We start from the raw sequence: 24,428 nt of genomic DNA, 5'->3' as shown, positions 1-24,428 counted from the left end.
CCACGCGGCCGCCCCACGAGGCGGCCGCCGGTTCTCCACCCGGCCCGGGCCGCCACCGGCGGCGCCGCCCGGCCATCACAGGAGAATCCGATGACCCGCCCGCACGACCTGCTCGCCGCCGTCGCCGACGGCGTCGACCCCGGCCCCTTCGCGCTCGTCCGCCGCGAGGGCGCCGACCACCTGGAGCTGTTCACCGGCACCGTACGCTTGGTCGACCGGCTCGCCGACGTCCCGCTGCCCGACGGCCCGGCCGGACCGCGCACCCTGGCGCTGGTGCCGTACCGGCAGGTCACCGAGCGCGGGTTCGCCTGCGTCGACGACGGGACCCCGCTGGAGTGCCTCCAGATCGCCGGGCACGAGCGGCTACCCCTGGCCGACGTCCTCGCCGCCCTGCCCGACGCGCCGGTGGTGACCACCGACGCCGGGTTCGACATCCCCGACACCGAGTACGCCGACACCGTCGCCCGGGTGCTGGCCGAGGAGATCGGCCGGGGCGAGGGGGCGAACTTCGTCGTCCACCGCACCATGCGCGCCACCGTGCAGGGCTCCCCGCTGGTCGCGGCCCTGGCCGCGCTGCGCCGGCTGCTGCTGCGCGAGCGGGGCGCGTACTGGACGTTCGTGGTGCACACCGGCACGCGGACCCTGGTCGGGGCCAGCCCCGAGCGGCACGTCAGCGTCGACGACGGCCTGGTCATGATGAACCCGATCAGCGGCACCTTCCGGCACGGCGGCACCGCCGACACCGCGTCGCTGCTGCGCTTCCTCACCGACCCGAAGGAGGTCGACGAGCTGTACATGGTGCTCGACGAGGAGCTGAAGATGATGGCCACCGTCGCCGAGCGCGGCGGGCAGGTCGTCGGCCCGTACCTCAAGGAGATGTCGCACCTGGCGCACACCGAGTACCTGCTCGCCGGGCAGAGCTGCCTCGACGTGCGGGACGTGCTGCGGGAGACGATGTTCGCCCCGACGGTCACCGGCAGCCCGATGGAGAACGCCTGCCGGGTCATCGCCCGGCACGAGCGCACCGGGCGGCGCTACTACGCCGGGGTGCTGGCCCTGCTGGGCCGCGACGACGCCGGCCGGCAGACCCTGGACGCGCCGATCCTGATCCGCACGGCGGAGATCTCCCCCGACGGGGAGCTGCGCGTGCCGGTCGGGGCGACCCTGGTGCGCCACTCCACGCCCGAGGGCGAGGTGGCCGAGACGCACGCCAAGGCGGCCGGGGTGCTGGCCGCCCTCGGGTTGCGCCCCGACGCCCCCGACCTCGGGCCGGGTCCGGCGCCCCGGCTCGCCGACGACCCGCAGGTACGCGCCGCGCTGGCCGCCCGCAACGCCCCGCTGGCCCGGTTCTGGCTGGACCAGCGCCCGCCGGGGGCGGTGGCCCTGCCCGGGCTGGCCGGCCGGCGGGCGCTGATCGTCGACGGGGAGGACACCTTCACCGGGATGCTCGCCCACCAGCTGCGCGCCCTCGGGCTGGCCGTCGAGGTGACGCCGTGGCACCGGCCCGCCGGCGACGACGCGTACGACCTGGTGGTCGCCGGCCCCGGCCCGGGCGACCCGAGGGCCGTGGACCAGCCGAAGATGGCCGCCCTGCGCGGGCTGCTCGCCCGGCGGCTCGCAGCCGGCGCGCCGACCCTCGCGGTGTGCCTGAGCCACCAGCTGCTGGCCGGGCTGCTCGGGCTGCCGCTGCACCGGCGCGACGCGCCGTACCAGGGGTTGCAGCGCGACGTCAGCGTGTTCGGCACGAGCCGCCGGGTGGGGTTCTACTCCACGTTCACGGCCGTCGCCGCCGCCGACCGGGTCGCCAGCACGTACGGGCCGGTGGAGCTGGCCCGCGACCCGGTCGACCGCGCGGTGCACGCGCTGCGCGGGCCCGGCTTCGCCGGGGTGCAGTTCCACCCCGAGTCGGTGCTCAGCCGCGACGGCCTGGCCGTCCTGGCCGACCTGCTGGGCCACCTGCTGTCGGTGCCGCCGGGCCGGTCCCCGGCCGTGGCCCGCGCCGAGGGGTGAGGAGCGCGCCGGCCGCCGGAGGTCAGCCGGCGGCCAGGCCCCGCTTCAGCGCCGCGCCGATCTGCACCGCCCGCTTCGCGGTCAGCGCGGTGGCCGCCAGCGCCACGTGGTCCGGGGGGACCTCCCCGTTGTTGCTGGTGTGCGAGGCGCCGTACGGGTTGCCGGCGACGAACTGGCTCGGGTCGGTGTAGCCGGGGGTGACGACGACGCCGCCCCAGTGGTAGAAGACGGTGAGCAGCGACAGCAGCGTCGACTCCTGCCCACCGTGCGAGGTCGCCGTCGAGGTGAACGCCGAGTAGACCTTGTTCGCCAGCGCGCCCCGCGCCCACAGCGGGCCGGTGGTGTCGATGAACTGCTTGAGCTGGGCGGCGACCATGCCGTAGCGGGTGGGCGACCCGAGGATCACCACGTCGGCCCAGGACAGGTCGTCCGGCTCGGCCTCCATGACGTCCTGGGTTTCGAGGCGGTGCGCCTGCCAGCCCGAGTTGGACCGGATCGCCTCGTCGGGTGCCAGCTCGCGCACCTTGCGCAGCCGGACCTCCGCGCCGGCCTCGCCGGCGGCCTCGCACGCGGACTGCGCCATCTGATAGGTGATGCCGGTCGCGCTGTAGTAGATCACCGCGACCTTGATCCGGCCCTCCATCGGGTCCTCCTCGTTCTCCGGTCAGCTCCCGCGACTACCCGTTGCTTGCGGCGTCAAACGTCGACCGGTGCACGTGGTGGACCGCCCGGGTCCGCCGGGCGATAGCCTGGTGCGGTGATCCTGCCCCTGCCCGACGGCGAGTTCCAGGCGTACCTGTTCGACTGCGACGGCACCATCGTCGACTCGATGCCCCAGCACCACACGGCCTGGCGGCGGGCCCTCGGCGAATGGGGCTGCGACCTGCCCGAGGACCTCTTCTACGCCTGGGCCGGACGGCCGGTGGCCGACATCGTCGCCGACCTCAACGACCGGCACGGCCTGGCGATGCCGGTGGAGGCCGTCGCCGCCCGCCGGGAGGCGCTCTACCAGGAGCTCCTGCCGACGGCGACCGGCGTGCCCGGGGTGCTGCGGCACATCCACGACGCCCACGGGCGGGTGCCCTTCGCGGTGGTCTCCGGCAGCACGCGGGAGTCGGTCACGGCGTCCCTCGGCGCGCTCGGCATCCTCGACCGGTTCGACACGTTCGTCTGCGCCGGCGACTACGCCCGGCCCAAGCCCGACCCGGAGGCGTTCCTGCTCGCCGCCCGGCTGCTGGGCGTGCCGCCGGCGGCCTGCCTGGTCTTCGAGGACGCCGACCTGGGCATCCAGGCCGCGACCGCCGCCGGCATGGCCTCGGTGCGCGTCCCGCAGCCCCGGCGGGGCTGACCCCGCCTGCGGCGGCTCGCTCAAGTTTTGCGCAAGTTCCACGGCCGGTCGGTCCCGGCCGGGCCGCCGAGCGCCATCCTGATCGCACCGGCTCCGGCGGCCCGTGCCGCCGCCGGTGCGCCGGTCGACCTGAACGGGGGATCGCGCTCCGTCGGCAACGAGGCCGGCGTAGCGCGATCAGGGGGCGGCGGGCCCTGCTTCCCAGCGGCCGATGTGCCCCGCGGACAAAGGGCCGGGGTGGTCAGCGGACCAGGGCGTCCAGCAGCCGGTCGAGTTCCGCCGCCGGGTCGACGGTCAGCCCGGTGTGCACCGGCCCGGTCTGGATCATCGTGCTGCGCGGGGCCGCCAGCCAGCGGAACCGCTCGCCCCGCCGCATCCGCCCCGACGGGCCCTCGCCGACGCACGTCCGGTCCCAGGAGCCCAGCGCCGCCGCCACCTCGGCGAGGTCCACGTCCGGCGCGAGCGCCCGGACCCGGTCGGCGTCGAGATGGGTACGCGCCGCGAGGAAGTCCCGACCCTGGCAGTAGAGGATCACCCCGACGTTGATCCGTTCGCCGCGCTCGACCCGGGGCACCAGCCGGATCACCGCGTACTCGAAGGGTTCTCTCACGCGGCGCTCCCCTGCGGCAGCCAGTCGGCGGTGCGCGCCACCCGGCGGGCGAGGTGGTCGGCGTACGCGGCGCGGGCCGCGTCGGCGGAGTCGAAGTCGGGCCCGGCCAGCCAGGCGTCCGGCACCAGCGCCAGCACCTCGGCGAGCAGGCCGGGGGTGACCCGGGGCGCGAGGTCGGCGTCGGCCTCGGCCAGCCGGCTCGCGTAGGGGGCGAGCACGTGGTCGTCGGCCCGGTACGCCCGGCGCACGGCCGCCTCGGCGCGCGGCCAGTTGTGGTGGAAGTAGAGGCAGGCGCCGTGGTCGATCAGCCACAGCTCGCGGTGCCAGATCAGCAGGTTGGGGTTGCGCCAGCTGCGGTCGACGTTCTCGGTGAACGCGTCGAACCAGAGCACCCGGGAGGCCAGGGCGGGGTCGACCGGGTGCGCCACCGGGTCGTAGCCGAGCGCGCCGGGCAGGAAGTCCATCCCCAGGTTCGGCCCGCCGCTGCCGCGCAGCAGCTCCTGCACCTCCTGGTCGGGCTCGGCCCGGCCGATGACCGGGTCGATGTCCAGCACCACCAGCCGGGGCACCGCGAGCCCGAGCCGGCGGGCCAGCTCACCGCAGATCACCTCGGCGACCAGCGCCTTCGGCCCCTGCCCCGCGCCGGAGAACTTCGCCACGTACGTGCCCAGGTCGTCGGCCTCGACCACACCGGGCAGCGAGCCGCCCTCGCGCAGCGGGGTGACGTACCGGATTCCGGTGACCTGACGGAGCACGAGGCCCACCCTAGCCGGAACCCCTGCGCCGCCCGCGCGGGCCGCCGCCGGCGCTCCTATTCACGGCCGGGCCCCGGAATGCTTCCGGAGCGGCTCGGGTAGCCACGTCGTGACCCACGAGAGGAAGGACGAGCCAATGCGACTGACCGAGCAGCAGATCCGCTCGCTGTACGGGCAGGACATCCAGGACCGCTCGGGTGCGAAGATCGGCAGCGTGGGCCAGGTGTGGGCCGACGCCGCCGGCGAGCCGACCTGGGTCAGCGTCAAGACCGGGGTGATGGGCCACCACGAGTCGATGGCCCCGCTCCAGTCGGCCCGGATGCAGCAGGACAAGCTGAGCCTGCCGTACGACAAGGCGACCGTGCGCGGCGCGCCCAGCGTCGAGACGGGCACCGACGAGCCGTTGGACGCCCAGCAGCTCACCCAGCTCTACGCGCACTACCAGCTTCCGCCGCCCTCCCCGCCGGCCCCGTCGCGCCAGCAGGCCGCCGGCTACCCGCGGGGGCCGGAGCTGACCCGCTCCGAGGAGCGGCTGCTGGTGGGCACCGAGAGCGAGCCGGCCGGAACCGCGCGGCTGCGTAAGCACGTCGTCGACGAGGACGTGCACACCACCGTCCCCGTCGAGCACGACGAGGTGCGCGTCGAGCGCGAGCCGATCGCCCCGGGCGACCGGCGGGCGCGGGCCGAGATCGGCGACGAGCAGCAGGAGCTGCGGCTGCGCGCCGAGCACCCGGTGGTCAGCAAGGAACAGGTCCCCGTCGAGCGGGTCCGGCTGACCAAGGACGAGGTCGTCGAGGACCGGCCCGTCGACGAGCGGCTGCGCCGCGAGCAGGTGGAGGCGGACGTCCCGCAGTCGGCCCGGTCCCGCCGCTGACGTGACGCCCCGGCGGTGACCCTCCGCCGGACGGCGTGACCCCGGGCGGGCGGATCCCTGGTGATCCGCCCGCCCGGTCGCGTGTCCGGCGGGTGTCGGTGACCGGTTCTATGCTGGCCGTCGAGGTGGACGGAAGGCGGCGTGAGACGTGGCGACGAGCGGCGTGCGGAAACCGGCGGGCGGTGTGCGGCAGCAGGCGGGCGGCGCGGGGGAACCGGCGGGCGGCGGGCGGCAGCAGGCTGCCGGCGCGAAAGCACCGGTGGGCGCGGCGGAGCTGACCGGCGCGGAGGCGCTCGCGCTGCGGATGACGGCCCTGCTGCTGTGCCCCCACCCCACGGCCCGGCCCAAGGACGTGGCCGGAATCGTCGAGTGGTTCGGCGCGATGCAGGCGCAGGACGCGGCGAGCGGCCTGTGGTCGCTCGGCCTACGGCTGCCCGGCTGGACGCAGGCCGACGTGCAGGAGGCCCTGGAGCGGCGGGAGGCGCTGCGCACCTGGCCGATGCGGGGCACCGTGCACCTCGTGCCGTCCCGCGACGCCCGCTGGATGCTGGACGTCACCGGCGTGCGCACCCTGGCCGCCGCCGGGCCCCGCCGGGCGGTCCTCGGGCTCAGCCTGGAAGAGGCCGACCGGGCCGCCGACGTGCTCGGCGAGGCGCTGGCCGGCGGGGCGCGGATGACCCGGTCGCAGTGCCAGGCCACCCTCAACGCGGCCGGCATCGACACCACCGGCCAGCGCGGCTACCACCTGCTGTGGTATGCGGCCCAGAAGGGCGTCACCTGCATCGCCCCGCACGTCGGCACGGAGCAGACGTTCGCGCTGCTCGACGAGTGGGTGCCCGACCCGCACCGCCCCGACCGTGACGAGGCCCTCGGCATCCTCGCCCTGCGCTACTTCCGCAGCCACGGCCCCACCACCCGGCAGGACTTCGCCGGCTGGACGGGCCTGACCGCCACCGACGCGAAGCGGGGCATCGCCGCCGCCGGTGACGCGCCCACCACCGTGACGGTCGACGGCGTCGAGGCGGTGGCCGACGCGGCCCTGCTCGACGCGCCCCGCACCCCGGTAGACGACGTGCACGCCCTGCCCGGCTTCGACGAATACCTGCTGGGCTTCAAGGACCGGTCGCTGATGGTCGCCCCGGAGCACAAGCAGGCGATCATCCCCGGCGGCAACGGGGTGTTCCAGTCGACGGTGGTGCGCGGCGGCCGGGTGGCCGGCACCTGGAAGCGGACGCTGGGCAAGACGAAGGTGAAGGTGGCGGTGCGCCCGCTGGTCGACCTCGACGCCGCCACCCGGGAGCAGGTGGACGCGGCGCTGGCGGCGTACGCGGCGTTCGTCGGGCTCCCGCCGGCGGTGGAGTGGGCCTGACCGGCCGCCCGTCGTCACGCGGCCGCCGTGAGGCATAGGGCGAGGCCGTCACGGGGACGTAAGGGTCACTGAGACTGCTCGCCGCTCGGCGCGCCCAGGGAAAGGTGGCTGGCTCCGCTACACGACACGCCGACGCGATTGCACCGCAACCAGCCAACGATCGCCCCGCACCTGGGGCCGGCGGCGAGTCGCCACCGGCCCCGCGAGCCCGAATCGGTCAGTCGGCCAGCGCCCCGGACGACCGCCCCTCGTGCAGGGTCAGGTTCCGGCCCGTGGACGGGTCGAACAGGTGGATCTTCTCCAGGTTGAACCAGACCCGGCGGTCCTCGCCCTCGCGTACGGTCGACTCGGCCGACAGCCGGGTGACCAGGCTGGCCCCGCCGCCGCTGAAGTCGGCCCCGGCGTCGGCGGCCAGCTCCTCCAGCTCGGCGGCGCTGGCCCGCTCCCCCTCCAGCGTGAAGTAGACGTACTTGTCGGAGCCCATCGACTCGACGATGTCGACCGGCGCGGTGAACTCGGCGCCCCGGCGGCGGGTGTCGTCGTCGACCAGCTCGGCGTCCTCGAAGTGCTCGGGGCGGATGCCGAGGATCAGCTCGCGCGGGGCGTCGCCGGCCTCCAGCTCGCGGCGGATCCGGTCGCCGATCGGCACGTCGCCGACGGCGGTGCGCAGCGTCCCGTCGTCGACGGCGGCGTGCAGGAAGTTCATCGACGGGGAGCCGATGAAGCCGGCGACGAAGAGGTTGCGCGGGTGGTCGTAGAGCTCCTGCGGCGGGCCGACCTGCTGGATCGCGCCGCCCCGCATGATCACCACCCGGTCGCCGAGGGTCATCGCCTCGGTCTGGTCGTGGGTGACGTAGACGGTGGTGGTGCCGAGCTGCTTCTGCAGCCGGGACACGACCGTGCGCATCTGCACCCGCAGCTTCGCGTCGAGGTTGGAGAGCGGCTCGTCCATCAGGAACGCCTTGGGCTGGCGGACGATCGCCCGGCCCATCGCCACCCGCTGCCGCTGGCCGCCGGAGAGGTTGGCCGGCTTGCGGTCCAGCAGCGGGGTCAGCTCCAGCACCTTGGCCGCCTCGTCGACCTTGGCGTCGATCGTCTCCTTGTCGAGCTTGGCGAGCTTCAGCGGGAACGCCATGTTCTCCCGGACGGTCATGTTCGGGTAGAGCGCGTACGACTGGAACACCATCGCGATGTCCCGGTCCCGGGGGGCCTTGTCGTTGACCCGCTGGCCGCCGATGCGCAGCTCACCGGAGCTGATGTCCTCCAGCCCGGCGATCATGTTGAGGGTGGTGGACTTCCCGCAGCCGGAGGGGCCGACCAGGATGACGAACTCGCCGTCGGCGATCTCCAGGTCGACGTCCTGCACCGCCACGGTCCCGTCGGGGAACGACTTGCTCACCTTGTCCAGCACGATGTCAGCCATCACTACACCACCTATCCCTTGACTGCGCCGGAGGTCAGGCCGGAGACGATGCGGCGCTGGAAGAAGAGCACGAACGCGATGATCGGCACGGTGATCACCACGGCGGCGGCGCAGATGGCCCCGGTGGGGTCCTCGAACTGCGACTCGCCGGTGAAGAACGACAGCGCCACCGGCACCGTGCGGGCCCGCTCGGTGGAGGTGAGCGTGATGGCGAACAGGAAGTCGTTCCAGCAGAAGATGAAGACCAGGATCGCCGTGGTGAACAGCCCCGGTGCGGCCAGCGGGGCGATGACCCGCCGGAACGCCTGGCCCTGGGTCGCGCCGTCCATCTTCGCCGCCTTCTCCAGGTCCCAGGGGATCTGCTTGAAGAACGCCGACAGCGTGTAGATCGCCAGCGGCAGGGCGAAGGTGATGTACGGCAGGATCAGCCCCGGCCAGGTGTCGAAGAGCCCGAGCTGCCGCTCGATCTCGAACAGCGGCGACACCAGCGACACCTGCGGGAACATCGCGATCAGCAGGGAGACGCCGACGAGCAGCTTCTTGCCGGGGAAGTCCAGCCGGGAGATCGCGTACGCGGCCATGGCGCCGAGCACCACGGCGACCAGCGTGGCGATCAGGGCGATGCCGATCGAGTTGACCAGCGCGCGGACGAACTGGTCGGTGTCGAAGATCGACCGGTAGTTGTCCAGCGTCCACTCCCGGGGCCAGAACCTGCCGTCGGTGAGGGTGGCCGGGGTCTTGAACGACAGCGAGGCGATCCAGAGCACCGGGACCAGCGCGAAGACGACGACGATGACGTCCAGCAGGCCCCAGCGCAGCTTCGCCCGCGTGGTGGTGTCGGCCATGTCAGCGCCTCTCCCCGTCGTCGCTGCCGGGGGCAGCGGTGCCGAACAGCTTCACGAAGACGAACGCGATGACCGCCACGGTGAGGAAGATCAGCACGGACATCGTGGACCCGATGCCGAGGTTGAGGCCCCGGATCAGGTTGTTGTAGGCCAGCATCGACACCGAGGAGGTCTCGTTGCCGCCGGCGGTGAGCACGTAGATGTTGTCGAAGACCCGGAACGCGTCGAGCGTGCGGAACAGCAGGGCGACCAGGATGGCCGGCTTCATCACCGGCAGCATGACCTTGGTGAACCGCTGCCACGCGGTCGCGCCGTCGGTGGACGCCGCCTTGAGCAGGTCCTCCGGCACCAGGGCCAGGCCGGCCATCAGCAGCAGCGCCATGAACGGGGTGGTCTTCCAGATCTCCGCGAGCATGATGATGGCCAGGGAGCTGGCCCGCTCGGTCAGCGGCGCGCCGTCGCCGAACAGGTTGGCCAGGTAGCCGGTGCCCGGCGTCCACGCGTACCGCCAGGAGAACGCGGCGACGACCGTGACGATCCCGTACGGGATGAGCGCGGCGGTGCGCACGATGCCCCGGCCGACCAGCGTCCGGTGCATGATCAGCGCCAGCCCCATGCCGAGGACCAGCTCGACGGCGACGGTGACGACGGTGATCAGCATGGTGACGCCGAACGCCGTCCACCAGAACTCGTTGGTCAGCACGGTCGCGTAGTTCTCCAGCCCGATGAACTTCCGCTCGTCGGGGAAGCGCAGGTCGTAGCGCTGCAACGACAGCCAGATCGAGTAGCCGATCGGGTAGGCGGTGACCAGCACCATGACCAGCGCGGCGGGGGCGCAGAGCAGCCAGCCGAGCTTCCGTTCGGCCTTCTTGTTCTCGCTCAGCTTTCCGCTCACGGCAGCACCCCCTTCGATTCGAGGGCGTCGGCGATGGCGTCGCGCAGCTCGTCGGCGGTCTGCTCGGGGCGGATCGCCGACGGCGGCGACAGGATCGCCGACATCACCGTGGAGATGCTCTGGTAGGCCGGGGTCAGCGGGCGCGTCGCCGGCTCCTTCAGCTCCTCGAGGATGGTCTCCTTCATCGGGTACGCCTCGGCCATCTCCGGGTCGTCGTAGACCCGCTCGATGGTGGGCGGCACGCCGTCGTTGACGGCGGAGAACTTCTGGTTCTCGGCGTTGCGCAGGCACCTGGCGGCCTCGAAGGACTCCGCCGGGTGCGTCGAGTACGCGCTGACGGCCAGGTTGACGCCGCCGATGGTGACCTTGCTGGGGGTGTCGGCGTCGATCCCCGGGATCCGCGCCCACTTGACCTTCTTCGCCAGCTCCGGGTCGGCCTCCTGCAACGCCGGGTAGACGAAGGGCCAGTTGACCTGGAACGCGCCCTTGCCGGACTGGAACTCCAGCCGGACCGGGTCCTCGGTGGCGTTGCTGAACGACGGCGACGTCACGCCGGACGTGGCGAAGCGCCGGAGCTGGTCGAGCGCGGTGACGGTGCCGGCGTCCATGACCGCCTGCTTGCCGTCGTCGCTGAGGATCTTGCCACCCGCGCTCTCGGCGAGGGTGTTGTAGAGGACGACGAGGCCCTCGTACTGGGCGCCCATGGTGAGCACCTGGTACGGCTTGCCCCGCGCCTTCAGGTCCTGGGCCTGCTTGATCATGTCGTCCCAGGTCTTCGGGGCGTCCGGCACCAGGTCGGTGCGGTACCACAGGAGCTGGACGTTGGTGTTCTTCGGCGCCCCGTACAGCTTGTCCTGGTAGCGGGCGGTGTCCAGCGGCCCGGCGAGGGTGCCCCCCTCCACCTCGGCCCGGTCCTGCCCGGTCCACTCGCGGATCCAGTCGGCGCTGGCGAACTCCTGCGTCCAGGTGACGTCGAGGCCGAGCACGTCCATCCCGGTGTCCCCGGCGGCGAGCCGGCGGACCAGCTGCACCCGCTGGTCGTCGGCCTGGCGCGGCAGCACCCGGTAGGCGATGCGGTAGCGCCCCTGCGCCTGGGCGTTGCAGTCGTCGACGACCTTCTGCAGGTTCTGCTCGGGCGGGTAGTACAGGTTGATGGTGGGCGTGCCGCCGTCGCCGCCGGAGCCGCACGCGGCCAGCGGCGCGACCAGCGCGAGCGCGGTGGCGGCCGCCACCGCCCGGGCCGCGGGCCGACGCCGATGTCGGGCCGGATCTGTCATCGCCCTCCCCCTCTCTTCGGCGAAGAGCCGGGGAGGTCACCCGTGCCCCGGCGCACGGCGAGACGGTCGGGAGCGGACCGCACACCGACCCGCCCCGGGCGTTTCGTGCGGGCAACACTGCCCGACCTGCGAAGCCGCGAAACCTGGCGGCAACGCCCGCGACCCACGATCGCCGTTCGTCCGGTTCGTCTCGCCGGTGACCGGCCGGGCGGCGGCACCAGGGCGGCGGGGCGATGGCCGCCTCCGGCCGGGCGCTGCGGCTGGTGGAGGCGCTGCGCGCCGAGGGTCGCCACGACGACGCCGGCCGCTTCTACGCCGCGCTGGGCGGGCGCACCCACGACGCGGGCAACCCGCTGTCGGACAAGCTGGTGGACGACGCCGTCGCGGCGGCCGGGCTCGCCGGTGCTGATGGTGCCCGGCGCGGAGCGCGGCCTGCACGGGCCGATGCCCGGGTGACCCGGGTGACCCGGCCCGTCCGGCGCGTCGGACACGTGCGCGGGGAGGCTACCGGGGGTCGGCCCGTTCGACTAGCGTTTGCCGGGAGTTCCTCCGGACTCAACCGCCAGCGCGTCGCCGTCGAAGTCGATACGCCTCCGGCCCATCCCCGCCTGCCCGAACGGTGGGTAATCGAGCGAACCCCCCGCTGCCGGTCCACCGGTTGGGCAGGATCGTTGACGACGAGGAGGTGCCGTCGTGCAGGACACCCGCGCTCTCGCCCTGACGTTCGAGGTGAGCGGCCTGCCCCCGGTGAAGACCGAAGCCCTGTCCATCTTCGCCGCCGGCCACCGGCAGGCGACGAGGGTCCGGGCCCTGCTCCTGGCGGCCTGCTCGGCGGCCCAGCGCACCGGCTGGACCCCGTTGGGCGGGCCGGTGGAGGTGGAGTTGACCCTGCGGTGTCCGCCGGGGCACCGCACCTCCGACGCCAGCACCCTGCTCGGCGGCATCTGCGCGGTGCTGCAGGACAAGAAGAGGGTCGCCACCATCGGCCTGACCCACCTCGGGGTCCTCGCCGACGTCGCCCTCTACACCGACGACCGGCAGATCCGCCGGCTGTCGTACCTGGAGGAACCGGCGGAGGAGTTCTCCTACCGGGTGCGGGTGGCCGCCGTGCCGGCCGTGGTTTGACCGACGTCCGCGGTGGGGTACCGCGGACGCCGACGAAGGGAGCGCCGATGTCGGAGCCACATGTCACGCTCGATCCGAGCGGGCTCGACCCCGTGCAGCAGAAGCTGCGGGGCCCGCTGGAGGATCAGCTGACCTCGGCCCTGCAGGCGGCCACGGGACGGGTGCGGTCGAGCTACGCGGGCGAGCCGGTCGAGCAGGTCTGCCAGCGGCTGCTGGACGAGACCCGGGCCGGGCTGCACCCCGACATCGCGGCCGGCTTCCAGCCGGACATGGACGAGTTCTGCCGGGTGGCGGTGGCGATCGTGCGCGGCGAGGTCTCCTGACCTCCGCCGCCCGCCGGCACGGTCAGGACCGGGTCCGCAACTCCCCGGTCCTGACCCACCAGCCGTCCGGTGTGGCAGCGGATCGCCGCCGGTGGGCGCGCGGGCGGGACACGCCGCCCACGCCAGGCCCACCGGCGGCGATGCGGCCCGCCTGCACTCAGCTCCACGGTGCGCCACCGCCGGACTTCGGCGCGTTCCCGACTCACCCCGAGGAGCCGCGAACGCCGGGTCAGGTTAGGCAGCGCGGCCGGGGCGGAACAAGCCGTCCGGGCCACCCACGGCGGGGTTTGCCGACCAGGCCGAAATCCGGCAGGAGGGCGTAACACGGGCAGCGGCGCGGGCGCTGTTCCCCCTCGGGAGCGGGTGCGTCCGGCGGGCGGCCGGGAGCCTCAGAAGTGCCGCAGCAGGTCGCCGAACGCGGCCAGCCGCAGCACCCCCGGGTCGGTCGGGTCGAGGTCGTCGTCCTCCAGCACCCAGGTGTTCTCGTTGGGGATGAACACCGCCCACATGCCGGCGGCCCGCGCCGGCAGGATGTCCGACTTCGGGGAGTTGCCGATCATCCAGGCGGCCCCGGGGTCGAAGCCGTGATCCCCGACGAGCCACCGGTAGGTGTCGACGTTCTTCTCCCGCACGATGTGCGCGGCGTGGAAGTGGTGCAGCAGCCCGGACGCGTCGAGCTTGCGCTGCTGTTCCTCCCGGTCGCCCTTGGTGAGCAGCAGCAGCCGGTGCCGCTCGGCGAGCGCGTCGAGCGTCGCGGCCACCCCGGGCATCAGCTCGACCTGATGGTTGACCAGCGCCTCGGCCAGGGCGGCGATCTCCCGGCGCTCCGCGGCGGAGGCGGGCCGCTGGCGCAGCCGCTCCAGGCACTCGCCCAGGCTGCGCAGGAAGACCTTGCTGCCGTAGCCGTGGACGGCCGCGTTGGCCCGTTCGATGTCGTCGAGGATGGCGCGGATCTGCGCCCGGTCCAGCGTCGGATGGTCCAGCCAGCCGAGAAAGTCGTCGATGACCCGCTCGAAGACGACGTTGTTCTCCCACAGCGTGTCGTCGGCGTCGAAGACCAGCACCTGCGCGTCCCGCCGGCCCGGCGTGTCCTGTCGCATGCCTCTCCCCTCCCCTTGGCCCGGGACACCGTACTGCCGGCGGCGCGGCGCGGGCACGCCGTTTCACGCCGGGTCGGCCCCCCGGCGGTGGCGCAGGGTGAGGATGAGGTCGGCGACCAGGGCCGTCCAGCCCGTCTGGTGCCACGCGCCCAGGCCCGCGCCGTTGTCCCCGTGGAAGTACTCCGGGAAGCTGATCAGATCCCGCCAGTCGGGGTGGGTCTGGAAGAGCTGGGCGGCGCCGTAGATGGGCCGCCGCCCCCAGCCGTCCCGGGTGAACAGCGAGATCAGCCGGGTGGAGAGGTCGTCGGCGATCTCGTCGAGGGTCCGCTTCACCCCCGAGCGGGTCGGATATTCCACCTGGAGGTCGTCGCCGAAGAACGCCGCGTAGTCGCGCAGGGCGCTGATCAGCAGGAAGTTCGTCGGCATCCAGATCGGGCCGCGCCAGTTGGAGTTGCCGCCGAACAGGCCGCTGGTCGACTCGGCCGGCTCGTAGCCGACGCTGAACTCCTGGCCGCCGAGGGTGACGGCGAACGGCTTGTCCAGGTGGGCGCGGCTGAGCGTGCGCAGGCCGTACTCGGAGAGGAACTCCTCGGTGTCGAGCATCCGGGCCAGCAGCCGGACGATCTTCTCCGGGCCGACCATGGTCAGCAGCCGCTGCTGGCGGCCGTCCGGGCCGATGCGGCGGGCGCCGATCACGTCGGCGTACTCGGGGCGGTGGGTGAGGAACCAGCGCAGCCGGGCCCCCAGCTCGGGCAGCCGGCGCAGCGTACGCGCGGAGAGCCGGGTGGTCGCCGCCAGCGGCAGCAGCCCCACCACCGAGCGGACCTTCAGCGGCACCTGGCTGCCGTCGGCCAGCCGCAGCACGTCGTAGAAGAACGCGTCCTCGTCGTCCCAGAGCCCCTGGTCGTACGCGGCAGCGGCGATGTAGGCGAAGTGCTCGAAGAACTTGGTGGCCGTGTCGACCCAGGTGCGGTCGTGTTCGGCGAGCACGACGGCGATGTCGAGCAGGTTGAGCGCGTACATGGCCATCCAGCCCGTGCCGTCGGACTGCTCCAGCGTGCCGGCCACCGGCAGCGCCGCCGAGCGGTCGAACGGGCCGACGTTGTCCAGCCCGAGGAAGCCGCCCTCGAAGACGTTGTTGCCGCCGGTGTCCTTGCGGTTGACCCACCAGGTGAAGTTGAGCAGCAGCTTGTGCATGACGCGGGCCAGGAACTCGTGGTCGCGGGAGCCGTCGATCTCGAAGACCTTCAGCGCGGCCCAGGCGTGCACGGGCGGGTTCACGTCGCCGAACGCCCACTCGTACGCCGGGATCTGCCCGTTGGGGTGCAGGTACCACTCGCGGAGCAGGAGCAGCACCTGGGACTTGGCGAACCCGGGGTCGACGCGGGCGATGCTGACGCAGTGGAAGGCCAGGTCCCAGGCCGCGTACCAGGGATATTCCCACGGGTCGGGCATGGAGATCACGTCGAAGCTGGTCATGTGCCACCAGTGGCTGTTGCGCCCGTGCCGGCGGCCGGCGGGGGGCGTGGAGCCGGGGTCGCCCTCCAGCCACCGCTTCACGTCGAAGTGGTAGAACTGTTTGCCCCACATCAGCCCGGCGATGGCCTGCCGGGCGACGAGGGCCTCGTCGGCGGTGGCGGCGGCCGGGATGACGCCGTCGAAGAACCGGTTCGCCTCGGCCCGCCGCGCCCACACCACCGCGTCGAAGCCGGCGGTCAGGTCGGCGGCCGGCGGCGGCGTCCCGCCGGGCGGCGGCGCGGTGCGGGTCAGCCGCAGCCGGATCTGCCGGTGCCCGCCGGCCGGCACGTCGAGGACGTAGTGCAGCGCCCCCTTGGTGCCCTCCCGGTCGGGGTTGACCGTGGCCGCGCCGTTCACCACGTGGTCGTTGATGCCGTCCTTCGGGTACGGCGAGCGGCCGGGCAGCCCCCAGAGCCGCTCGGCGTTGGTGTCGTTGTCGCAGAGCAGCGGCACCGGGTCGCCGTCGCCCTCCAGCAGGATCTGGCCGAGCACCCAGTGCTCGCCGACGAGCCGGGCGCCGACGCCGGCCCCGGCGGCGGAGCCGACGAGCCGGGGCACCCGGTCCCCGCCGGGCAGGCCCCACGCCCACGTGTTGCGGAACCACAGCGACGGCAGCACGTGCAGCCGCTCGTCGGTGTCGCCCCGGTTGGCGACGGTCACCACGATGCACATGTCGGTCGGGGACGCCTTGGCGTAGTCGACGGTGACCGCCCAGTACCGGTCGTCGTCGAAGATCCCGGTGTCGACCAGCTCGTACTCGGTGTCGTCGCGGCCGCGCAGCGCGTTGACGGCGACCAGCTCGTCGTACGGGAAGGCGGCCTGCGGGTAGTGGTAGCGCCAGCGCATCCACGAGTGGGTGGGCGTGGAGTCCAGGTACCACCAGTATTCCTTGGCGTCCTCGCCGTGGTTGCCGCCGTCGCCGCCGAGGCCGAACATCCGTTCCTTGAGGATCGGGTCGCGGCCGTTCCACAGGGCGAGGGCGAAGCAGAACGTCTGTCGGTCGTCGCACACGCCCGCCATGCCGTCCTCGCTCCAGCGGTAGGCTCTGGACCGCGCGTGGTCGTGGGGAAAGTAGTCCCACGCCGTGCCGTGCTCGCTGTAGTCCTCCCGTACCGTCCCCCACGCCCGCTCGGACAGATAGGGACCCCATGCGCGCCAGTCCTGCTCCCCGGAGTCGGCCTGGGCGAGCCGGAGCCGTTCGGCGTCGGGTGCGGGCGCATGGGAGGGAGGCACGTCGGTGATCACGTGCCTATCTTCGGTGCCGCCGGGGTACTTCACCACAGCGGCCATTCTCGTCGTGGCGTGTTACACCTCGCCGCCGCTGGAGGAAAGTTGATCGACATTCGTTTCGGTTCGCAGGTGTGCGGGGAGCTGACGGGTGGGGCCACCAGGGAGTGGCTGGTCCCGGACGGCCTGGGTGGCTACGCCATGGGCACCGTGAGCGGGCTGCGCACGCGCCGCTACCACGGGTTGCTGGTGGTCGCCGGCCACACCCCGGCATCCCGGAACGTGGGACTGGTGAGTCTCGATCCGGCGGTCGTCCTCCCCTCCGGGGCGCGGCTGCGCCTCGGCGCGCACGAGTGGTCCTCCGGCGACGTCGACCCGCGCGGCTTCGAGCTGTTGGAGCGCTTCGACCTCGCCGACGGGTTGCCGCGCTGGCGGTGGCGGATCGGCGACGTGGTCATCGAGCGCGAGCTGGCCATGGCGTACGGGCGCTCGTGCGTGGCGGTGGTGCACCGGCTCGTGTCCGGCGGCCCGGTCCGGCTCGACCTGTCGGCGGCCTGCACCTGGCGCGACGCGCACGGCGAGCGGCGCGCCGACGGCCCCGCGCCCCGGGTCGAGCCGGTGGACGGCGGCGCGGTGGTGGAGGGCGCGTTCCGCCTCGCCGGGCCGGACTGGACCCCGGAGGGGCAGTGGTGGCTCGGGGTGCACCACCGCGAGGAGGCGGCCCGGGGCCTGCACCCGGACGACGACGTCTGGCACGCCGGGCGGTTCTCCGGCGTGCTGGAGCGCCCCGGCGACACGGTGTCGGTGCTCGCCTGGGCGGGCGACCTGGCCGCCACGCCGCCCCCGGCGGAGGAGGTCGTCGCGGCGGCGCGGCGGCGCAACCGGCAGGTGGTGGCGCGGGCCGGGACGGCGGACGCGGTCGAGGCCACCCTCGCGCTGGCCGCCGACGCGTTCGTCGTGCGCACCGCCGCCGGCCCGGACGTCGTCGCCGGCTACCCGTGGTTCGGCGCGTGGTCGCGGGACACCATGACCTCGTACGAGGGGTTGTTCCTGTGCGCCAACCGGGCCGACGAGGGCCGGGAGCTGCTGCGGGCGTACGCGGCGACGCTGTCGGAGGGGATGCTCGCCAACACGGCCGACACGGGGCGGGTCGAATACAACACGGTCGACGCCGCCCTGTGGTTCCTGCACGCGGTGAGCCGGCACGTCACCGTCACCGGCGACACCGACCTCGGCGACGAGCTGCTGCCGGCGCTGCGTGGGATCGTCGACGCGTACCTGGCCGGCACCCGGTACGGCATCGCCGTCGACCCGGCCGACGGCCTGGTCACCCAGGGCGGCACCCCGGGCACGGCGCTGACCTGGATGGACGCCCGGGTGTACGGGGTGCCGGTGACGCCCCGCACGGGCAAGCCGGTGGAGATCAACGCGCTGTGGGTCAACGGGCTCGCGGGGCTGGCCGAGCTGACGGAGCTGGCCGGCGGCGACGCCGCCGAGCTGTGGCGGCTGCACGCCCGGGCCACCGCGTCGTTCGCCGCGCGGTTCCCGTCCCCGGTCGGCTGGCTGCACGACGTGGTGGACGCGCCCGCGCCGGCGTACCCGCTGGGCGGCGCGCCGTACCACGACGACGACCTGCTGCGCCCCAACCAGCTGCTGGCCTGGTCGCTGCCGTACGCGCCGCTGGAGCCGGACGAGCCGACGCTGCGCCGGGTCGCCGCCGGGCTGCTCACCCCGCTGGGCCCGCGCAGCCTCGCCCCCGACCAGCCCGGCTACACCGGCCGGCACCGGGGCGGGCCGGCCGAGCGCGACGGCGGCTACCACCAGGGCACGGTGTGGCCGTGGCTGCTCGGGCCGTACGTGGACGCGGCCCGCCGGGCGAAGCTGCCGGTGGACGACCTGTTCGTCGGCGTGGAGGCCCACCTGACCGAGCACGGGCTGGGGTCGGTCAGCGAGACGGCCGACGGCGCGGCCCCGCACGCGGCGACGGGCTGCCCGTTCCAGGCGTGGTCGGTGGCGGAGGTGCTGCGCGCCCGGCGGGTGCGCCGGTAGGCCCTTCCGGGTCCGCCGGTAGCGCTTTACATCCCGGCAACGGCGACGTCTCCGCTGGTTATCCGGCCCGGTGCAGGATGGGCCCGAGATCCAGGGCTGGTCGGCGGCATCCGTTTTCCGCGGGTGCGGCCGGCCCGCGCGCCGGAGACAACTCCAAGGGGGCCGCATGTCACCTGACGCCGAAGTGATCGACATCAACCCGGCCCGGCACCAGCGGGTGCTCATCCTCTCCTGGGAATATCCGCCGGTGCTCGTCGGCGGCCTCGGCCGCCACGTGCACGCCCTCTCCGTCGCCCTCGCCGCCGCCGGCCACGAGGTCACCGTCGTCACCCGCCACGCCGACGGCGCACCCCTGGAGGAGTACGCCGACGGCGTCCGCGTCCTGCGCGCCGCCGAGGACCCCGTCGCCTTCCCCCTGGCCACCGGCAGCCTCCTCGCCTGGACCATGGCCTTCAACCACACCCTCACCCGCGCCGCCCTGCGCGCCACCGAGAGCGGCTCCTACGACGTCATCCACGCCCACGACTGGCTCGTCGCGCACACCGCGATCACCCTCGCCGAGCACCTGGACCTGCCGCTGGTGACGACGATCCACGCGACGGAGGCGGGCCGGCACCAGGGCTGGCTGCCCGAGGAGATGAACCGCACCATCCACGGCGTCGAGCACTGGATCAGCGGCGAGTCGACGCGGGTGATCGCCTGCTCCGGCTACATGCGTGACCAGATCGGCCGCCTGTTCGACGTGCCGGCCGCCCGGGTCGACGTGGTGGCCAACGGGGTGGACGACCGGGTCTGGCGGGCCCGGCCCCGGGCGGTCGCCTCGGCACGGGCCCGGTTCGCCGGTGACGGTCCCCTGGTCGGGTACGCGGGCCGGCTCGTCTACGAAAAGGGCGTGCAGCACCTGATGCACGCCGTGCCGCACCTGCGCGAGCGGCACCCGGGGCTGCGGGTGGTGATCGCCGGCGACGGCCCGTACCGGCAGGAGCTGGTGGAGCAGGCGCACCGGCTGCACCTGGGCGACACGGTGCGCTTCGCCGGTTTCCTGGACTCCACCCAGCTCCCGGCCATGCTGGCCGCCACCGACGCGACCGTGGTGCCGAGCCTCTACGAGCCGTTCGGGATGGTCGCCCTGGAGGCCGCCGCGGCCGGCGCGCCCCTGGCCGTCGCCTCGACGGGCGGGCTCGCCGAGATCGTCGAGCCCGGGGTCACCGGGGTGACGTTCCCGCACAGCGACCCCGACGCGCTGGCGGGCGCGGTCGACCGGCTCATCGGCGACGAGGTCTTCGCCCGCCGGGTGGCCCGCCGGGCCCGCACGATGGTCAGCGAGCGGTACGGCTGGGCGACCATCGCCGCCCACACCGCGAGCAGCTACGCCGCCGCCCGCCGCGAGCACGGTTCGTTCCAGGCCCGTCGGGCGGCGAGCCGGCTGGGCGCGGGTCGGCCCCGGATCGCCATCCCGGAGGGGAACCTGCTGACGGCCGGGCACGCGGCCTGCTGACGGGTTGTCGACCTGTCGTCCGATTGGTCCCTGCCGATCCGCTGGCTATGGTGTACGTCCGCCCGCGGTGAGGAGAACGGTGCAGCAGGTAGTGATCGGCGGCCGGTACCGCCTGCTCGACCTCGTGGGTCGCGGCGGCATGGGCAAGGTGTGGCGTGCCAGGGACGAGATGCTGCACCGCGACGTCGCGGTCAAGCAGGTCGTCCCGCCGGCCGTGCTGGCCGGCGACGAGCTCGACGAGTTGCGCCTGCGTACGCTGCGGGAGGCGCGCACGACGGCGCGGCTCAACCACCCCAACGTGGTCCGGGTCTACGACGTGGTGCCGGTCGACGGCGACCCGTGGTTGATCATGGAGTACGTACCGTCCCGGTCGTTGCAGCACATCCTGGACACGTCCGGGCCGCTGCCACCGCGGCGGGCCGCGGCGATCGGGCTGGCGCTGCTGGCCGCGCTGCGTGCCGCGCACCAGGCCGGCGTGCTGCACCGGGACGTCAAGCCGGCCAACGTGCTCGTCGCCCACGACGGGCGGGTGATGCTCACCGACTTCGGGCTCGCCGTCTTCGACGGCGGGGACGGGGTGATGACCCGGCCGGGGCTGGTGCTCGGCTCCCCGCAGTTCGTCGCCCCGGAGCGCGCCGCCGAGGGGATCTCCAGCGTGGAGGCCGACCTGTGGTCGCTCGGCGCGACGCTGCACGCGGCCGTGGAGGGCAAGTCCCCGTACGCCCGGAGCACCGCGATGGCGACGCTGAGCGCCCTGGCCACCCGGCCGCCGGACCCGGCCCCGCACGCCGGGCCGCTGCGGCCGGTGCTGGTCGGCCTGCTGCGCCGGGACCCACGGCAGCGCATCGACCACGAGGAGACGCAGCGCCGCCTGGCCCAGGCCGCCGCGCCGGGCGCCGAGCCCTCGCCGGTCACGGTCGCCCCGGAGGCCACGGTGGTTCCGCCGGACGCGGTCCCGCCGGACGGCCCGGCCGGGCCCGCCGAGGCGGACCGGCTGGTCGTGCCGGGCTGGTCGGTTGGGCCGCCTCGGCGGGACGCAACGGCGGGCAGGAGGCCGGCGGGGACGGGCCCGGCGCGGGACGGGCCGACGCCGACCGCGCCCACGGACACCACCGCCCCGGTGCCGGCCGACGTCCCGTTCGTCATCGTGCCGGCCGGGCCGGCGGACGCCGCCGCGCCGGCCCGGCGGCGCTGGCCGCTGGCCGTGGCCGGCGTGGCGGTCACGCTGGTGGTCGCGCACCTCGTCGTCTTCGCGTTGTTCAGCCCCCACACCGGCCGCGAGGCGACGCCACCGGCCACGCCGGGGGCCACGCCGAGCCCGTCGTCGGCCGGGCCGCTGCTGCCGCCGCTCAGGGCGGGTGTCCCGCCCCCGCCCTTCCCCTGCCTGCGGCCCTACCCGTTCGGCGAGCCACCCCCGACCGTCGCGCCGGCCCCGGACGAGTCGCTGCGCCCGCCGTCGGACTGGTCCTGGTACGCCGACCAGGCCGGGTTCCGGCTCGCCCTGCCGCCCGGCTGGCGGCAGTACCGGGACGGGAACGCGGTCTGTTTCCAGGACCCGTCGGCCCGGCGGATCCTGACCGTCTCCCCGGCGGACGACCCGGCCGCCGCCCCGCTGGAGCAGCTGCGCGCGAACGAGCGCCGGGCGAAGGAGGCGGGCGCCCTCCCCCGGTACGCGAAGATCCGGCTGGCGGAGGTGGCGGGCCGGGGGGCGGAGTGGGAGTGCACCTGGGACGCGCCGATGGGGGCGCGCCTGCGCGGGGCGCAACTGATCCCGTTCGGCACCCGCTCGTGGTCGCTGGCCTGGAGCGGCCCCGAGGTGGAGTGGGACGCCGGCGCGGCCGAGCGGGAGACGATGCGGTCCAGCTTCCGGGCCGGCGGCACGGCCTGAGCCGGCGGGGCCGCCCCACGCGCCCGGACCGCGACACCGTCCGGTGTGGACCGTCCAGGTGATTGCTCCCCGGCGGCGACTCTGCCAGAGTGGCCTAGTTTGTGGATCAAGACCCTGGGGAGGGCGAGGCGTCATGATGGGACCGTCCCACGCACTGTCGGGCGCGGCGGTGTGGCTGACCGGCTCCTGGGCGCTCGACCAGTTCGCCGACTACCACCAGTCACCGCTGGCGCTCGCCGTCGGCACTGCGGTCTGCGCCGGTGGGGCGCTCTTCCCCGACCTCGACCTGTCGGGCAAGGTGACCCGCAACCAGGGCGGGGCCACGGTGGCCCGCACGTTCGGGGTGGTCAGCCTGTTCGTCGCCGAGGTGATGGAGAAGATCTCCCTCGGCGTCTACTACGCGACCAAGCTGAGCAAGGACCCGCGCCGCAACAACGGCCACCGCACCCTGACCCACACGATCCCGTTCACCGTGCTGGTCGGCTGGGGCACCACCGCGCTGTGCGCCGCGTACGGCAAGTGGGCCGTGGTCGGCATCCTGTTCTTCATGTTCGGGCTGGCCCTGCGCGGGCTGTTCGACCGGTGGGCGGAGCGCGCCGGCTGGGTGATCGTGACCCTGGCCTCGGCCGCCGCCGCCTGGTTCACGTTCGCCAACCTGCCCGGCGACCGGGGTTATCCGCTGATCGGGCTGGCCGTCGGGGTGGGCTGCTTCGTGCACATCCTCGGCGACATGATCACGCGGGCCGGGGTGCCGATCCTGTGGCCGATCCCGATCAAGCGCCGGATGTGGACGATGGTCGGCCTGCCGAACAGCATCGCGCTGCGCACCGGCAGCAAGACCGAGGTGGTCGTGCTGCGCGGCGTGCTGACCGCGATCTCCGTGCTCGCGGCGGTGGGCCTGGTCGCCCCGTCGGTGCTGCGCAAGTTCAACATCGACATCTGAGGCTCCGCCCGTCGCCGGGCCGACCCCGCCCCCAGCGCGGCGCTGTGCCGCCCCCGGGCGCAGGTCGGCCCGGCGACCCATTTTTGTCATCGGCTATTGACGCCCTCGTAACACGTGCCCTACGGTCTGTCGAAACGCTTCGACTAACCGTTTCGACTAGGCGTTTCGACGCAGGTCGGAACCCCGCCCGCCGGGCCGCCGAGGGAGGTGCGCGATGGCCACGATGCACGACGTCGCCCGGCTCGCGCGGGTCTCCGTCAGCACGGTGTCGTACGTGCTGACCGGCGCGCGGCCCATCTCCCAGGCCACCCGGGACAAGGTCCGCGCCGCGATGGCGGAGCTGGAATACCAGCCGCACGCGATGGCCCGGGGGCTGGCCAGCCGGCGCAGCCGCATCCTCGGCCTGCTCCTGCCGATCGACGACCGCGGCCTGGGCGCCACCGAGACGGCCTTCGTCACCGGCGCCGCCTCGGCGGCCAGCGCGGCGGGCTACCACCTGGTGCTCTCCCCCGTCGACGCCGACGACCTCGACGGCCTGCGGCGGCTGGCCAGCCAGCGCATGCTCGACGGCGCGCTGCTGATGGAGGTGCAGCTCGACGACGACCGGGTGGCCGTGCTGCGCGAGGCGGGCGTGCCGCTGGTGCTCATCGGCCGCACCGGCGACACCACCGACCTGTCGTACGTCGACATCGACTTCGACCGCACCGTGCACGACGCCGTCGCGCACCTCGTGGGTCTGGGCCACCGGCGGATCGTCTACGTCAACCACTCCGCCGCGACCATCGCCGAGGGCTACGGCCCCGCGCTGCGCACCCGCGACGCGTTCGCCGCCGCGATGGCCGAGCACGGCGTCGAGCCGCTGATGATCCCCGCCGAGGACAGCGCGGCCGGCGGGCGGGCGGCCCTGGCCACGGCGTTCGACCGGGCCCCCGACCTGACCGCCGTGCTCGCCATGAACGAGCGGGCCGTGTTCGGCATCCTCGGCGGGCTGGCCGGGCGGGGCCTCACCGTGCCCGACGACGTCTCGGTCGTCTCCATGGTCACCTCGCCGCAGGTCGCCGAGCTGGCCACCCCCGCGCTGACCGCGATGACGTCGCCCGGCTCGGCGCTGGGACGCATCGCGGTCGAGGCGCTGCTGCGCCACCTGGAGCTCGACAGCGCCCCGATCCACCAGGAGCTGCTGCCGTGCACGTTGGAGGTCCGCGGATCCAGCGGCCCTCCCGGTCGCCCGACGGGGGACACCACCGGAGCGGCCGACGCGGCCGACCCGGAGGCGTCGGGCACGACGAGCAAGAACACAGCCCGTCGCCGCGCTGCCACGCGACGACGGGCCTAGAGGAGTACCGGCTCG

20 protein-coding genes are annotated in these 24,428 nt (G+C 74.0%); 11 read left to right on the top strand and 9 right to left on the bottom strand.

The features are described from left to right. Nucleotides 1-90 precede the first annotated feature (90 nt). Complete coding sequence (locus tag GA0070558_RS12505; RefSeq protein WP_091278795.1) at nucleotides 91-2,010, top strand: chorismate-binding protein; 1,920 nt, start codon at nucleotides 91-93, stop codon at nucleotides 2,008-2,010. Nucleotides 2,011-2,032: 22 nt separating this feature from the next. On the opposite strand, the gene wrbA is transcribed toward GA0070558_RS12505, so the two are convergent. Next, a complete protein-coding gene (gene wrbA, locus GA0070558_RS12500) occupies nucleotides 2,033-2,653 on the bottom strand; it encodes an NAD(P)H:quinone oxidoreductase (RefSeq protein ID WP_091278793.1) in 621 nt (206 codons plus the stop codon). Nucleotides 2,654-2,767: 114 nt separating this feature from the next. Between wrbA and GA0070558_RS12495 the strand changes: the two genes are divergently transcribed. Then, a complete protein-coding gene (locus GA0070558_RS12495; protein WP_077939271.1) occupies nucleotides 2,768-3,358 on the top strand; it encodes an HAD family hydrolase in 591 nt (196 codons plus the stop codon). Nucleotides 3,359-3,599: 241 nt separating this feature from the next. On the opposite strand, the gene GA0070558_RS12490 is transcribed toward GA0070558_RS12495, so the two are convergent. Then, nucleotides 3,600-3,968, bottom strand: a complete 369-nt coding sequence (locus GA0070558_RS12490; protein ID WP_077939270.1) for a DUF3037 domain-containing protein — start codon at nucleotides 3,966-3,968, stop codon at nucleotides 3,600-3,602. Then, nucleotides 3,965-4,723 carry a HipA family kinase gene (locus GA0070558_RS12485; RefSeq protein WP_043969357.1) on the bottom strand — a complete coding sequence of 253 codons (759 nt, stop codon included), beginning with the start codon at nucleotides 4,721-4,723 and terminating at the stop codon, nucleotides 3,965-3,967. Before GA0070558_RS12485 ends, GA0070558_RS12490 begins: the two co-directional genes overlap by 4 nt. 136 nt (nucleotides 4,724-4,859) lie before the next feature. On the opposite strand from GA0070558_RS12485, the gene GA0070558_RS12480 reads away from it, so the two are divergent. Together GA0070558_RS12480 and GA0070558_RS12475 are read left to right on the top strand one after the other, a co-directional pair. Further along, nucleotides 4,860-5,597: a YsnF/AvaK domain-containing protein gene (locus tag GA0070558_RS12480; protein WP_091278790.1), complete on the top strand. Its 738-nt coding sequence runs from the start codon at nucleotides 4,860-4,862 to the stop codon at nucleotides 5,595-5,597. A gap of 304 nt (nucleotides 5,598-5,901) precedes the next feature. Next, nucleotides 5,902-6,966 carry a winged helix DNA-binding domain-containing protein gene (locus tag GA0070558_RS12475; RefSeq protein ID WP_091278918.1) on the top strand — a complete coding sequence of 355 codons (1,065 nt, stop codon included), beginning with the start codon at nucleotides 5,902-5,904 and terminating at the stop codon, nucleotides 6,964-6,966. A gap of 217 nt (nucleotides 6,967-7,183) precedes the next feature. Here the strand turns inward: GA0070558_RS12475 and GA0070558_RS12470 are convergent, their stop codons facing one another. The 4 genes from GA0070558_RS12470 to GA0070558_RS12455 are packed head-to-tail and all read right to left on the bottom strand — an operon-like array spanning nucleotide 7,184 to nucleotide 11,406. After that, nucleotides 7,184-8,389 (bottom strand): ABC transporter ATP-binding protein, encoded by a 1,206-nt coding sequence (locus GA0070558_RS12470; RefSeq protein WP_091278787.1) that lies wholly within the window; start codon nucleotides 8,387-8,389, stop codon nucleotides 7,184-7,186. A gap of 11 nt (nucleotides 8,390-8,400) precedes the next feature. Next, nucleotides 8,401-9,234, bottom strand: a complete 834-nt coding sequence (locus GA0070558_RS12465) for a carbohydrate ABC transporter permease (RefSeq protein WP_043967705.1) — start codon at nucleotides 9,232-9,234, stop codon at nucleotides 8,401-8,403. 1 nt (nucleotide 9,235) lies between these two features. Continuing rightward, nucleotides 9,236-10,129, bottom strand: a complete 894-nt coding sequence (locus tag GA0070558_RS12460; RefSeq protein WP_256091897.1) for a carbohydrate ABC transporter permease — start codon at nucleotides 10,127-10,129, stop codon at nucleotides 9,236-9,238. Continuing rightward, nucleotides 10,126-11,406: an ABC transporter substrate-binding protein gene (locus tag GA0070558_RS12455; RefSeq protein ID WP_091278783.1), complete on the bottom strand. Its 1,281-nt coding sequence runs from the start codon at nucleotides 11,404-11,406 to the stop codon at nucleotides 10,126-10,128. Before GA0070558_RS12455 ends, GA0070558_RS12460 begins: the two co-directional genes overlap by 4 nt. 693 nt (nucleotides 11,407-12,099) lie before the next feature. On the opposite strand from GA0070558_RS12455, the gene GA0070558_RS12445 reads away from it, so the two are divergent. Together GA0070558_RS12445 and GA0070558_RS12440 are read left to right on the top strand one after the other, a co-directional pair. Beyond that, complete coding sequence (locus GA0070558_RS12445; RefSeq protein ID WP_043967698.1) at nucleotides 12,100-12,531, top strand: RusA family crossover junction endodeoxyribonuclease; 432 nt, start codon at nucleotides 12,100-12,102, stop codon at nucleotides 12,529-12,531. 47 nt (nucleotides 12,532-12,578) lie between these two features. Next, nucleotides 12,579-12,854, top strand: a complete 276-nt coding sequence (locus tag GA0070558_RS12440) for a hypothetical protein (protein ID WP_043967697.1) — start codon at nucleotides 12,579-12,581, stop codon at nucleotides 12,852-12,854. A 389-nt stretch (nucleotides 12,855-13,243) separates the two neighbouring features. On the opposite strand, the gene GA0070558_RS12435 is transcribed toward GA0070558_RS12440, so the two are convergent. Next, a complete protein-coding gene (locus GA0070558_RS12435) occupies nucleotides 13,244-13,954 on the bottom strand; it encodes an HAD family hydrolase (protein ID WP_091278779.1) in 711 nt (236 codons plus the stop codon). A gap of 63 nt (nucleotides 13,955-14,017) precedes the next feature. Next, nucleotides 14,018-16,762: an MGH1-like glycoside hydrolase domain-containing protein gene (locus GA0070558_RS12430; protein WP_091278776.1), complete on the bottom strand. Its 2,745-nt coding sequence runs from the start codon at nucleotides 16,760-16,762 to the stop codon at nucleotides 14,018-14,020. Nucleotides 16,763-16,804: 42 nt separating this feature from the next. On the opposite strand from GA0070558_RS12430, the gene GA0070558_RS12425 reads away from it, so the two are divergent. The 5 genes from GA0070558_RS12425 (at nucleotide 16,805) to GA0070558_RS12405 (ending at nucleotide 24,413) form a co-directional block, all read left to right on the top strand. Then, a complete protein-coding gene (locus tag GA0070558_RS12425; protein WP_091278774.1) occupies nucleotides 16,805-18,748 on the top strand; it encodes an amylo-alpha-1,6-glucosidase in 1,944 nt (647 codons plus the stop codon). A 166-nt stretch (nucleotides 18,749-18,914) separates the two neighbouring features. Beyond that, nucleotides 18,915-20,246 carry a glycosyltransferase family 4 protein gene (locus GA0070558_RS12420; RefSeq protein ID WP_176734194.1) on the top strand — a complete coding sequence of 444 codons (1,332 nt, stop codon included), beginning with the start codon at nucleotides 18,915-18,917 and terminating at the stop codon, nucleotides 20,244-20,246. A gap of 79 nt (nucleotides 20,247-20,325) precedes the next feature. Further along, nucleotides 20,326-22,134 carry a serine/threonine-protein kinase gene (locus GA0070558_RS12415; protein ID WP_091278695.1) on the top strand — a complete coding sequence of 603 codons (1,809 nt, stop codon included), beginning with the start codon at nucleotides 20,326-20,328 and terminating at the stop codon, nucleotides 22,132-22,134. 133 nt (nucleotides 22,135-22,267) lie between these two features. Further along, complete coding sequence (locus GA0070558_RS12410) at nucleotides 22,268-23,077, top strand: metal-dependent hydrolase (protein WP_091278690.1); 810 nt, start codon at nucleotides 22,268-22,270, stop codon at nucleotides 23,075-23,077. A 214-nt stretch (nucleotides 23,078-23,291) separates the two neighbouring features. Continuing rightward, nucleotides 23,292-24,413 (top strand): LacI family DNA-binding transcriptional regulator, encoded by a 1,122-nt coding sequence (locus GA0070558_RS12405; protein WP_091278688.1) that lies wholly within the window; start codon nucleotides 23,292-23,294, stop codon nucleotides 24,411-24,413. The last annotated feature ends 15 nt before the right edge of the window (nucleotides 24,414-24,428 follow it).

It is taken from the genome of Micromonospora haikouensis, assembly GCF_900091595.1.
GTDB classification, from domain to species: Bacteria; Actinomycetota; Actinomycetes; order Mycobacteriales; family Micromonosporaceae; genus Micromonospora; species Micromonospora haikouensis.
Note: the sequence above shows the minus strand (reverse complement) of the source record. Positions and strands in the feature narration are given on the sequence as shown.